At 46.0% G+C, this 12,071-nt stretch carries 11 protein-coding genes and 1 pseudogene; 6 read left to right on the forward strand and 6 right to left on the reverse strand.

Features of this window, described 5'->3' with window-relative positions; all coding sequences use genetic code 11:
- Positions 1–114: 114 nt before the first annotated feature.
- Positions 115–1,185, forward strand: a complete 1,071-nt coding sequence (locus P6M73_RS10715; protein ID WP_277853050.1) for a response regulator transcription factor — start codon at positions 115–117, stop codon at positions 1,183–1,185.
- Positions 1,186–2,412: a sensor histidine kinase gene (locus tag P6M73_RS10720; RefSeq protein WP_277853051.1), complete on the forward strand. Its 1,227-nt coding sequence runs from the start codon at positions 1,186–1,188 to the stop codon at positions 2,410–2,412.
- 1,014 nt (positions 2,413–3,426) lie between these two features.
- On the opposite strand, the gene P6M73_RS10725 is transcribed toward P6M73_RS10720, so the two are convergent.
- The 6 genes from P6M73_RS10725 to P6M73_RS10750 form a co-directional block, all read right to left on the reverse strand.
- On the reverse strand, positions 3,427–4,374 hold the full coding sequence (locus P6M73_RS10725) for a ketopantoate reductase family protein (protein WP_277853052.1): 948 nt from the start codon (positions 4,372–4,374) through the stop codon (positions 3,427–3,429).
- A 964-nt stretch (positions 4,375–5,338) separates the two neighbouring features.
- On the reverse strand, positions 5,339–5,554 hold the full coding sequence (locus tag P6M73_RS10730; protein ID WP_277853053.1) for a RidA family protein: 216 nt from the start codon (positions 5,552–5,554) through the stop codon (positions 5,339–5,341).
- A gap of 64 nt (positions 5,555–5,618) precedes the next feature.
- The gene (locus P6M73_RS10735) at positions 5,619–6,272 is read right to left on the reverse strand and encodes a cytidylate kinase-like family protein (RefSeq protein ID WP_277853054.1); all 654 of its coding nucleotides are present in this window, start codon (positions 6,270–6,272) and stop codon (positions 5,619–5,621) included.
- 19 nt (positions 6,273–6,291) lie between these two features.
- Entirely contained in the window at positions 6,292–7,566 is a 1,275-nt protein-coding gene (locus tag P6M73_RS10740; protein ID WP_277853055.1) for an ArsB/NhaD family transporter, read from the reverse strand.
- Positions 7,567–7,576: 10 nt separating this feature from the next.
- On the reverse strand, positions 7,577–7,888 hold the full coding sequence (locus tag P6M73_RS10745) for a hypothetical protein (protein ID WP_277853056.1): 312 nt from the start codon (positions 7,886–7,888) through the stop codon (positions 7,577–7,579).
- Between the two features lie 307 nt (positions 7,889–8,195).
- Positions 8,196–9,230 carry a nucleotidyltransferase domain-containing protein gene (locus tag P6M73_RS10750; RefSeq protein WP_277853057.1) on the reverse strand — a complete coding sequence of 345 codons (1,035 nt, stop codon included), beginning with the start codon at positions 9,228–9,230 and terminating at the stop codon, positions 8,196–8,198.
- 689 nt (positions 9,231–9,919) lie between these two features.
- Between P6M73_RS10750 and P6M73_RS10755 the strand changes: the two genes are divergently transcribed.
- From P6M73_RS10755 to P6M73_RS10770, 4 genes and pseudogenes are all read left to right on the forward strand, one after another.
- Complete coding sequence (locus tag P6M73_RS10755; protein WP_277853058.1) at positions 9,920–10,234, forward strand: transposase; 315 nt, start codon at positions 9,920–9,922, stop codon at positions 10,232–10,234.
- On the forward strand, positions 10,180–10,569 hold the full coding sequence (locus P6M73_RS10760; RefSeq protein ID WP_277855764.1) for a transposase: 390 nt from the start codon (positions 10,180–10,182) through the stop codon (positions 10,567–10,569). Before P6M73_RS10755 ends, P6M73_RS10760 begins: the two co-directional genes overlap by 55 nt.
- A gap of 21 nt (positions 10,570–10,590) precedes the next feature.
- Positions 10,591–10,888, forward strand: a pseudogene (locus tag P6M73_RS10765) (transposase); the annotation flags it as partial.
- Positions 10,889–11,008: 120 nt separating this feature from the next.
- Positions 11,009–12,052, forward strand: coding sequence for an IS630 family transposase (locus P6M73_RS10770; RefSeq protein ID WP_277853059.1), 1,044 nt, complete (start codon positions 11,009–11,011; stop codon positions 12,050–12,052).
- Positions 12,053–12,071: the final 19 nt, after the last annotated feature.

Genomic DNA, 12,071 nt, shown 5'->3' on the forward strand with positions numbered 1-12,071 from the left:
TGAATTTCTGTCGTTCTGTATGGAAATCGGCAATTATCTGATGAAAAATGCAAAGTTGGACTGAAAACTTCCGTGATAACATAAAGGAGTAAATGTACGAAGGAGATGGATCTCATGGCATATTCCGTACTCATCGTGGATGATGAGCAGATTGAACGTAAATATATTAATCAGATTTTATCGAAATATCCGTTTGAGTATGTCGTTGTCGGAGAAGCACAGAACGGGAAACAAGCCATTGAGTGCGCTCAATCCCTTGTTCCTGATATCATCATTATGGATATTAAGATTCCCATTATCGACGGCCTGGAAGCTTCACGGATTATTAAAAAACATTCGGAACACACTGTAATAGTCATGAACAGTGCTTATTCAGAATTTGATTTCGCAAAAAAAGCATTGCAGTATGATCTCGATGGCTATCTTCTGAAACCCTCCACGGAACAGGAAATCATTCAGGCTCTGGATCAGGGGATCAGAAAACTGAAAGCTGCCTCCCTCGTCTCTTCCACGCCGCAAATCCTGAATCCTGACTTCAGCATTTACCCTTACCAAGAGGCGGATGCCATCATGAATGCCCTGAAACTCTGCGATTTGGAATTACTGGATGAAGGCTGTGCTTCACTCCTGAAATCCCTGGATTATACGTCCATCAAGGTCGAACAGTATCATCTATTTCTCATCAATACCTTCTTTTCTGTTTTGAAAAAGCTGGATCAGATGGTCCCCGGTGAATCCATTGCCCAAAATGCCAATCGCTACTTTGATCAATTACTTAAAGCCCGGAATAAGGCAGAGCTGTTGGTTAGCGTAGGTGATTTTCTGGCCTTTATAAAACTGCAGGCCAAGGCTGCTTCATTGGCCGGATCAAATCTTACGAGATATATTGAACATTATCTGAAAGACCACTTCCGGGAAGCCATTACACTCGAGGAACTGGCTGAGAAATTCCATTTCAGTCCAAATCATATCTCCCGGCGGTTTCATTCCGACCAGAAAATAACTATTATTGAGTTTCTGCGCAGACTCAGGATGGAGCATGCCCTGAACCTTTTGACACACTCCACCCTGTCCATCCACGAGATCGCAAAAGAATCTGGATATCCAAATGTCTCTCATTTCAATCGGGTCTTTAAGCAATATACCGGAAACCGGCCCTCCCAATATCGAAAGGAAACTGATTAAATGAACGTAACATTGCAAGATATACTAACGGAAGATTTTATTCACCAGTTTCAGGAATCCTTTGCCCTTTCCACCGGCTTTGGAGTGGTCTTTGTAGATCTGAATGGAAATCACCTGGGTTCAGGCAGTAATTTTTCCCGACTATGCCAGGAAATCAACAAATCGCCGGAAGGTGCCGCCTACTGTGCCAATACCAATCGACAGGCCATCGAGATTGCGCTGGAAAGTAAGAAACCCAGCATATACATCTGTCATGCCGGGTTGGTGAATATTGAAATTCCACTGACTTTTGAAGGTGAATACATCGGAGCTATTACCGCAGGTCAGGTACGCTGTTCGGATCTGAACGAATTCCCTAAAGACAACGTGGGACAAGAATTTGAATGGCTTAAAACCAAAGAGACTTCTGAGTTTCTAAAATCGATCAAAACCCTGACCCGGGAAGAAATCCAAGCCACTGCAGTCTCCTTACAGAACATCGCAAACTATATTGTACAGACCGTAATGTTTAATAAGCTCCAGGAGCGATTGGCTGAACAGGAAAGATTCCGACTGGAATATGAAAAAAAGCAGCTTGAAATGGAGCACCGGATTAAACTTGCGGAACTGGATGCCCTGCAGAAACAAGTTACACCCCATTTTATGTTCAATGTGCTGAACTCCGTGTCGCGGCTCATCAGCATGAATGAAAATGACACGGCAAAAACCATGGTGGATTCATTTTCGAAAATGCTTCGCTACAGTCTCTATGATAGCAACGCCACTATCTCCTTGGGCACTGAGCTGGAGTATATCAACAATTATCTGTCCATTCAGAAACAGCGCTTTTCAGGCAGACTAAATTACCAAATCAAAGTCGATCCTTCCACCCTGGGTGTGGAAATCCCCTTCTTTTCCCTCCAGCCCTTCGTCGAAAATGCATTGGAACACGGAATTCTTCCCAAAGAAAAAGGGGGAACCGTCCAAGTCACCTGTTTTAGGCAGAAAGAAAGAATAAGAATTGAAATCACCGACAATGGCATCGGAATGACCCCCAATGAATTATCTCATCTGGACGAGCTCCTTCGGGATGAATACCGCGAAGGCAGCGAACAGGTAGGTATCCGGAACTCCTTCAGAAGATTCAAGATCCTGTTTGGAAAAGAGGCTGAAGTAAACATAAAAAGTAAGAAAAAATTCGGGACTGCAGTTGAGATCCAGCTTCTAGATTTACATAGACAAGTGTAATGTTTGCGTATAACTACGACTGGTTGTGTTTGAAAATCTGATTTTGTTCCGCCAGGAGTTATGTCCTCAAGATTTGATTACCACTACCTCAATCTGAGTACTCCAATCAATAATTCACTCTTTCCGAAAAAAAAAAAAATTGAGCTCCACCTCCGATTTTTTTGAGAAAGGATTTCCTACGTCAGTGAACCTGTCATTAATTCCTGCGTGCTTGATCTTGAAAAATATCATTTGATGTTGATAATCTTGGTGAAATGCCGAAGTATGTTGTATGACCTCTCTGTTATAAGCAATCAAGGCCTGACTTTGGACTTTAAGATCGGTTCAGCCATCAGATTAGTCAATTACGTAGAAAACAGGATAGAATGTTCAATTATACCCTCTTCCATCATGATCTCCAGAGATTTTTGATGATTCTCATAAAAATTCTATTGATGTCATTTTCAGCAGTCGTGATCAGAAAGTCTTAAGGCTGGGTCCTGCCATTTCCAGATCCCTGTGACATGACGTCAAAGAGCTTTCGGATGGATTGGGTCTTAAAGCTCCTCAAAAACGACGCCTTGAGTGTTAATGTCATGTTGCCTCGTTCCGTCCGATGAAGAGATTTGATAGATACTTACCTCCCCATCGACTCTTCATGGAGGAAGAGGATCTGTCCAATGGAAAGAATACCTGAGAACAATTCGCGAGCACAGCCCCAATACTATCGAGATCATCTATCGATGCTCAAATAAGTGACGATGGAGCTACCATTCTTGACCGTGTAAGAAGCGATGCTCTATCGGGCTGGTCGTGAACATTACAGAATCAACGACCTGAAAAGCGCCGCCGAATATATTGGCCAGGTCCCCACGGTGGTTCAGCCTCCACTACTGGAGATCCACCCCATACCAATTTCACTTTGGTGAATCTGAAAACCCAAAAGCGTAAAACCCTCGGACTAACAACATCTTTGAGGTAGCAGTCATGCACAGAAAAGGCCATCCGTCACTAGTGAATGGCCGTTTCTGTACTTCAGTCTGTCAGCCCCCGGGATCCGAATCCTTCCGAGTGGGGCGGGGATTTTTTCAGGATTTCCTCATAGAACCAATCATTAATCGGAGTTGCCACTCCATGGCGTGCCCCCAGGCGGCGGATGGTTCCGGCAAACAGTTCCACTTCCGTCTGGCGACCGGCTTCCACATCCTGAAGCATGGAGGGTTGTTGATCCGGCCCTAGACTATCGACGATCCTGAACCAGACGTCTATCTCAGCTTCCGGGATTGTCACCCCTTCCAGGGCAGCCAGCTTTCGTACTTCTTCCATTGCCTGACGCATGATTCGGCGGGAGTCGTTTTGATTTTCGTGAATTACCCGATAGGATCCGCCCAGAACAGCCAGTGTCTGATTCACTCCCGTATTGAGCATGAGCTTGCTCCAAAGCTGATATCGGATATCCGGGCAGACTTCAAAGGCAATGCCCGCCTGGTCATAAAGTGCCACTACAGCCTGCAACCGTTCACTCTCAGTTCCGTCGGCTTCACCCAAGCGCCAGAACCCTGGCACAGTATAGTTCAGAGTTTGACCCACCCGGGTAGCATCCATTCCCTGTCCGACCGTGTAAAGCACTTTCTCCGCCCCCAGCGCCTCGCCGATGATCTCCTCACTGCTGATGCCGTTCAGCAGGGACATCAGAATGGTCTCCGGTCCTACAAAGGGTCGGATCAGCTCCAAAGCGGACGGCAGATCGTAGCTTTTTACTGCAAACAGGATCAGGTCCAGGTACTTGCCCCGGGGTGCGGAGACACAAGGGATACGAAGGGCCTGGCCGTTGACCTGAAATCCAGTTTGCTCATAACGCCGGCACCGCGATTCATCCGCTATGAACTGAACTCCTTCCGGCCCCAATGTTTTCACCAGACGTTCTCCAAGGAGCAGTCCTAACGCTCCGGCACCGACGATGCCCACTTGATTGATCCTCATTATTCCACCTCTTTTGTTAACATGTTCTTTCCAGTATAACGGATAGACTGCGCTCTGACCACTGCAACTGGCATCTTTGTTGATGATCTGTGAAAATGTCACCTTGTATGTGTGCTGTGATTATGTCACCTTCAAAATTATACTTTAATGGGTGAAAATCAATATGTCATCAAGGAAGCCAAGAGCTTCATCATTCCAGATGAAATCCCTAATCGAAACCGGCCCCTCAGCAAACAGCTCAGCTTCTGAACATAACTGAGCGTAGGTACAACGCTTGAAGACCAACGCGAGGGAGGCCGACCATCCAGCAGTTTTCCATGGAAACAAAGGGGAAATCTCGATGTTTTTCCCATAGGTCCTGTGTATCGATGTTGCGCGATGGACCATCATCTGCGGATTGTCTTGAATTCCACAAGCACGCCAAAACCAGCTGCACTGGCATCTGGTTTTGGCGGTCCATGAAGGTGACAACACCACCGTTGATCAGCAGGCATTCACCAATTTGAGCAATCGCAATAAAATGGCCTTGTCACTGAATTCCTTTGATGATAAAGTTCTAAAGAACGCTTTAGAACTTTCATATACATATAATAAATAGGGATATGGAAGTAAACTCAAAATTAGCGGGAAAGTTCGCCCAAGAATCAATGCAACGCAGCAAGAGGTCCATTGGCCTGCAAGGACTAATGAACCTCTTGCTGCGTTTATGGTCACTTGTCAGATGATGCGTTTATCCTACCAGACGACTGCATCGCAAGTGATATTTCGAGCAAAATAAATCCTGAAAGCCAGTATTCTTAATGGTTTCCAGGATTTATCGGTAATTTTGATGCGGGACTTCAGCCTTGAGCTATGGTTACAAAAGGCTGGTCAGCTCACCGGCGGTCGACCCCGATGGCTGTTCCGAGGCCGCTGCTAGGCGGTGGGAGGTGTACCTTCTGTGTTTCCGGCAACGGCAACAATCTCAATTAGAGCATCGCCCGGCAAAGCTAAAAACACCGACTGTTCGATGGGCAGGCGTTCCCGCCGGGAAGAAGGTGGCATAGACTTCATCCACAGCCGGGAGATCCTCCATATTTTTCAGGTAGTGGTTGACTTTGACAACATCCGGTATCTCATGGTCGATCCTGACTTTCAAGAGCCCCTTTTCCACGGTTACCTTGGTATACGACATTAACATGAAGGCTGTCGACTGTCCGACCGCTCCTGCCGGTTGTTCCTCCTATGCGGTAACCTGGCGCCGCCTATCCATCCGCGGGATCCGATTGACAATGCTTGTCTGCCTCCAGCAAGCTCATAATAGCCTTGACAGCCCCTTCAATCCCGAAACGTGAGGTTGAAATCGACAAATCATAGGATGTACAAGCGGTCCATTGGTCCTTCAGATACGTGTTGTTAAACTTTGCGCGCCTTTTGTCAATCTCCTGAATCATGTGTCGGGCATGCTTTTCGTCAACCTGCTCACGGTCCATGATGCTATTGATTCGACTTTCCAAATCAGCATGGATAAAGACTGAAATCATATCGGGATCGTCCTTCAGCACTTTCTTTGCTGCCCTCCCAATGATGATGCACGACCCTTCCCTGGCCAGATTCTGAATCGTCTCAGTTAGCATCTGGAAGACAGTGTCGTTAATGGCATAATGAGAATCGAGTTCAAGCGGAATCTTGTAAGGATTCCGAATGCCCCTGGGAAACCCCATCGATTTCCAGGTAGCTGCTTTCTCATCACTGGTAGCGATGGTTTCTTCCTGTACGCCATGTTCCATGGCTGTCCGTGTCAGGAGTTCCTTATCGTAACATGGAATTCCGAGCAGTTCGGACAGCCTCTCCCCTGTTATCCTCCCTCCACTGCCATATTGACGACTGATGCATATAATCGTTCTTTTTCTCATCATGAAATCCTCCTTATTGCCTTCAAGCGCGGATACCCCAGAGCAGCCAGATAATAACATAAGCCACAGTGACGGCAGCCAGAGTATACGGAACACTGATTTTCATAAAATCACTGCTTTTGACTTCATATCCATTCTTTCGCAGGATCCCGATGGCCATGATGTTGGCAGAAGCGCCGATCGGGGTCAGATTGCCGCCCAGAGTTGCTCCGGCAAGCAGCCCAAAATAGTAAAGGTTTGGATTGACACCCATGAAAACAGCGATGCTGCTCACGACCGGCAGCATGGTCGCGACATAGGGGATGTTGTCGATAAAGGCGGACAGGAGAACGGAGAACCACAAGAGCATGCTGTACATCAGGAAAACTGAATTTCCACCGATACTGACGAAGCTTTCAGCGATCGCATCGATGACACCGGCTTCACTGATGCCTGCGATCACAACAAACAGGGACGCCAGCAGCAGGAGGGTGAAATAGTCCAGACTCAGGAAAGTCCGGAAGAATACATCCGTCCGTTTTTGATGGATCATCTCATAAATCACACCGACAAATGTCAGCCCCATACAGATCAGGCCATTGGTGATATGAGGTTTGTCTGGGAAAAATGACGCCACGATCAGGAGAACGATTGTGCTGATGAGCAAGTAAGTAGGGAAAAAATCTTCGACTGGTGTGATTCTTTCAATGTCGACCTTCTGACGATAAGTGCGGAACTTAAACAGGAGGACAAGGGTCGCTGCCCCCAGTCCAAGCTGGACGATCCAGAACATGCCCGGGCGTCCCTGCATCCAGAAAAAGTCAAGGAAGTCCATGTCCACGTAACTGCCCAGCAGGATCGATGTCGTATCACCCACCAGGGTCGCAGCACCCTCCAGATTGGAAGCGATGGCGATGGCAATCACACTCGGAACGGGGCTGATGTTGAGTTTCTTCGCGATAGTCACTGCCACTGGTGCAACAATCAGGACCGTTGCAACATTGTCAACGAATGCGGAAACAATTCCTGAAAAAAGGGACAATGCAATGATGGACCATTTGATATCCGGGACTTTCTTGATGATGAGATCCGCCAACCGAGCAGGCATTTTTGATTCGATGAACAAATCTACAATTCCCATCGTACCCGCAATCATGAGGATGACATTCCAGTCGATGGCCTGCAGCGCCAATCGTGCCGGCAGCAGGCCTGAAACGACGAAAATGAGCGCCGAAGCGAATGCGACATACGCACGGTATTTGGGTAGGGCTATCATCAGGACATATGTCGCAAAAAATAAAGTCAGGGCAATAAACATGGTCAGATACCTACTTTCGAAATTTGTATAATACGATAAATTTGACACCGAAGTCCAGTTGCGTCGGATGACCCATTGGCCGTTCGTCCATTGCTTCGTAGTCCCTGCCGGTACCTGATTTGGGATTTCCGCAATCCAATCTGAGGTACGGAACATAACGGCTGACCGAACGTTCAGCGGTCGCCCGCTCTGGACAGCTCTCCAAGATCCAGTCGTGGGCCTGCGCAGAGGTCATACTGCGAATAGAACGAAGCCAATCGCGGATGACCGGTCTGATCTCGTCCAATGCGTCGCGCTTGCAATTTGTTGTGAAATATTCCATATCGTCATCCAGGAACATCGCTCGGTATTTAGCACCATCTTACTATTGATCCTAAGGATTCGGGCATTCCGTCGTTCAGTGAATCCCTTTTCTCTCCAGGTCCTTGATCTTGCTGTACATAGACAAATTCTCCATTCATCGAATATCCTCCGGGTTATATTGACACCACAGAGGTTAACATCCTGGATTCCCGGTTCACGAAACGAGGAATCATCTGTATTTTTTTAATAAATATTGATATCATTTAGTTACATGGGTAATTACCGTTACGTCAAACTGAATGTTTGCGCTATGTTTCGGACAGAGCTTATTTATTTAAATAATCTTCGACAAACTCATCCACATTGGGATAATGTTTAATCGCTATTCCTGCTGTCTCATATACATTCTCATATTCTTGTAAACATGCATCAAATAGTTTAACGTTGTCCCCTAAACAATCTGGATTATACTCTTCCATGATATTACAAGTTCCTATGGCAACCTCTGAGGAAATCTCAATCAACATATTTTGCAAACTGCACATATTCATAAAAGAGGAAAAAGCATTATTTTGCTTCGCCGCTTCCTCTTCCTTGTTTCTCCAATTTGAATACATTTCTTCATAGGTGCCCATAAGATTTCCGGAAGGCTCTGCTTTATTTTTCTTTTGTTTCAAGTGAACCTCCGTATATAAAAGAAGACTCTTTAATAAAGCTCTTAACTCCAAAACATCTTTACTTGCAACAACGCTCTTTATATGATCAACAAAAAACTCTTCAATAGGCAAGGTCGCTAATTCTTCAAGCATACTTTTTGTGCTGCGTTTAAAATAGCTTCCATGAAAAAGCATAATTGCATTCATCAGAGAATGAATCACCCCAAATGCATCAAGGCGTACTTGCCCTAACTCTTCATGCAAATAAGCATTAGCATACGATACTTTAGCTTTGTCGATCAACTCATTCACCCTTTGGAAGCGCTCCTCAGATGTCAAAAAGAGTTTTGCCTGTTCTCTTAGTTTACATAGTTCATCGTAAGCTTGTTGATTTTTAATGTACACAATCTTGGAATCCATCAATCTAGAAAGCTGGGCATGATGACATTCGGCATCATATCTAAGTCGATCCCAGTTTGTACAATATATGTCATAGCCTACTTTACTATTCGTTAAGATAAAGCCCGTGCCCAGCTGCCATCCTTCATTATTCTGAATCAGTATGCGCAAATCTAAATCTGATTTTTCATAATCATCCCCTCTAGCAACCGAGCCATATATCCCGATAAGTGCCAACGAATCAGGACAAACTTTCTCTGCCTTTTCTATAACCGCATTGATTATTTTTTGATTAACACTATTCATAATTACACCACCATCTTATGAATTGCATTCCTGCCATCAAATTCTGTGTCTTTGCTGATCTCATTATGTTCACACTTAGTAATGGGTTATCAATTGCGTTCCGACTAGAATTTGTCAAAGGCCACGATAATTTCCGATTAACCCTTCTGACAATACTCCTATCGTTACCCTCCTGCTCGAGACATTAACACTACGGTTTCCACATTTCTTGAGCAGACAGAAATGATGTCACGAGGATGCAGTAATCCTTTGGCTAAACCAAACAGTTTCAAGCTCGTTTATTTCTTATCTAGTTTCTTGATATCACTTATTCCAATTTATTCAATTGCCTTAAATGGACGTGCAGCCAACTGGTTCAACAATTGAATCTCTCCTGTCGCGGCTTCTCCTTGCTTAATAAAATTAGTATTATAACTTTCCAGATTCGCTAAAACCAATAACTGATTCAAAGTTGCACAGTCCCTCATATTGATTAAGTCCATATACTGGTGCAAATTGAATAAGCCATAAAACAAGCCCCTGGTATAATTAAGTTGCAGACATAACTACCTGAAGGATTTGCTTAATGACTCAACTAAATATTACCCTAGACACTGTACTTTTAAAAGACCTGTTCTCTCTTGCGAGCAGGGATCAAGCCTACACAAAGCTCATGGAGAGCTCCTAAATCAGGTCCTGGAACACCAGGCATGGAACAGACCGGAGCCGGCTTCTTCGAACGCATCGAAGACTGTCAAGCTTATCGCAATGGGTACCGGGATCGCACCATGAAGACCCGCGTCGGCACCCTGACTTTGACTGTTCAACGCCTGCGGGACGGAAGCTTCATCCTGGAGCCCTCAACGCGCTATCAGTGCAATGAGCAGGCCCTGGTGCTGGCCATGATGGAGATGGGGTCAACGGCATATCTACTCGGAAGATCTCCGAAATCACCGAAGAGCTGTTCGGTATCGCCTTCTCCAAGACCACCGTATCCTCTCTGCGCGAGAAGTTTGCCCCTGTAGTCACCGCGTTCTGCAACCATCCGCTGGAGAAGGCTTATCACTATCTCATCGTCGACGCCATCTGCACCAAAGTACGGGAGAGAGGCGCTGTACCCTCCAGAGGCCTGCTTCTGGTGATCGGAGTGAACGGGGATGGCTTCCACAAGATCCTTAGCTTCATGGCGGCGGACCCCGAGTCCGAAGGATCATGGGGTGAGTTCTTTTCATCCCTCAAGGACCGGGGCTATAAGGGAGTGGATTTGGTCGTATCCGACGCCCATAAGGGCCTGATGCGCGCCATCGGGAAACACTTCCAGGGAGCGGCCCCTATCACGCGGGACCGCATTTTCACCTAATACGGGGAGACTGTCCCCAAAGTCTGCGCCCTTCTGGAAGAAGCCTTTGAAGATGTGCCGGCAATCCTACGCCTTCCCATGAACATCCGCAGAGGACTGCGCACATCCAATGCCATCGAGAGAGATAACGAGGAGTTACGAAGAAGAGAGAGTGATCCGGATCTTCCCAAACGAGGAGTCACTGCACCGCCTGATTGGGGCACTTCTCCTGGAGATCAACGAAAAGTGGCAAGCCGGGCATCGGTACCTGTTCCTTCCGCCAGAGGCCTCTGCCCATCCACTTCCTGTTGCCGAATCTACTAACTCAAGTGCTACTTAACATACCGTTGCAATTTTACACACAAACACGGACTTGACTCGTTCCTTCCTCCTTCAATACCCATTATTGACTCGCTAAATATACCTTGCGTTTCTTAATGATTTTTGATATAATAATCGTATGAATAATGATTTAAAAACCCAAGCAGTACGGCTTAGTCCGGAAGAACAATATCAGATTCGCAAGAACATCATCCGACTATCAGAAAAAGGTAAAACGAATGAGGAAATAGCAGAAATCTTAGATGTAAGCTTGCGGCACGTCCAGAACACTAAGAAACAATACAAGGAAGGCGGGATCGCAGGGATCAAGCCCCAAAAGCGTGGTCGCCGAGAGGGTGCGAAACGAACCCATACTCCTGCCCAGGAAAAGGAAATACAGCAAATCCTGGTTGATAAGACACCGGATCAATTGAAGTTCAAAGACTGCATGTGGAGCAGAAAAACCGTTGCAGAGCTCATTTATGAAAAGTATAAAATCAGCCTGCCCGTATCTACTTTAGGGGTCTACTTGGCGCGGTGGGGATTCTCAGTCCAGCGGCCGATGAAACGCGCCTACAAGCAAGACACAGAGAAGGTGCAGCATTGGGTCGAAACTGAGTTTCCTGGCATTACTGAACGAGCAGAGGCTGAGAATGCAGAGATTTTCTTTGGAGATGAAACCGGATTGCAAAATCAGTCAACTTGCTTGCGTGGGTATGCGCCAATCGGTCAAACGCCCGTGGTTCGAACCGAAGCAAAACACATCAAGATCAACATGCTTTCAGCAATTTCCAATCGAGGAAAATTGCGCTTTGTCCTCTATAAAGACAACATGAATGCCGACAAACTGATTGATTTTATGAGGCGGTTGGTGCATGACAGCAAAAAGAAAGTGTTCCTGGTGCTCGATAATCTGCGGGTTCATCATGCTAAAAAAGTCATGGCGTGGGTAGAAAAGCATAAGGAAGAAATTGAGCTATTCTACCTGCCACCGTATGCCCCAGAGTACAATCCTGATGAATTGCTCAACAGCGATCTCAAACGTGGCATAAGTAAAAAACCAAGTCCCAGGAGCGATGATGAGCTTGAACATAATGTTCGATCTCATTTAAAAACGGTGCAATTGCGTCCTAATAAAATCAGGGGGTTCTTCCATTCGAAAACCACAAAATATGCCTCTTAATATGCGCAAGGTTTAATTA

This window comes from Anaerococcoides asporogena (assembly GCF_029590275.1).
Classification (GTDB): Bacteria; Bacillota; Clostridia; order Clostridiales; family Clostridiaceae; genus JG1575.

Coding starts and splice junctions, on each gene's coding strand:
- P6M73_RS10715 (WP_277853050.1), top strand. CDS start 115: ATGGCATATTCCGTACTCATCGTGGATGATGAGCAGATTGAACGTAAA.
- P6M73_RS10720 (WP_277853051.1), top strand. CDS start 1,186: ATGAACGTAACATTGCAAGATATACTAACGGAAGATTTTATTCACCAG.
- P6M73_RS10725 (WP_277853052.1), bottom strand. CDS start 4,374: ATGAGGATCAATCAAGTGGGCATCGTCGGTGCCGGAGCGTTAGGACTG.
- P6M73_RS10730 (WP_277853053.1), bottom strand. CDS start 5,554: ATGTTAATGTCGTATACCAAGGTAACCGTGGAAAAGGGGCTCTTGAAA.
- P6M73_RS10735 (WP_277853054.1), bottom strand. CDS start 6,272: ATGATGAGAAAAAGAACGATTATATGCATCAGTCGTCAATATGGCAGT.
- P6M73_RS10740 (WP_277853055.1), bottom strand. CDS start 7,566: ATGTTTATTGCCCTGACTTTATTTTTTGCGACATATGTCCTGATGATA.
- P6M73_RS10745 (WP_277853056.1), bottom strand. CDS start 7,888: ATGGAATATTTCACAACAAATTGCAAGCGCGACGCATTGGACGAGATC.
- P6M73_RS10750 (WP_277853057.1), bottom strand. CDS start 9,230: ATGAATAGTGTTAATCAAAAAATAATCAATGCGGTTATAGAAAAGGCA.
- P6M73_RS10755 (WP_277853058.1), top strand. CDS start 9,920: ATGGAACAGACCGGAGCCGGCTTCTTCGAACGCATCGAAGACTGTCAA.
- P6M73_RS10770 (WP_277853059.1), top strand. CDS start 11,009: ATGAATAATGATTTAAAAACCCAAGCAGTACGGCTTAGTCCGGAAGAA.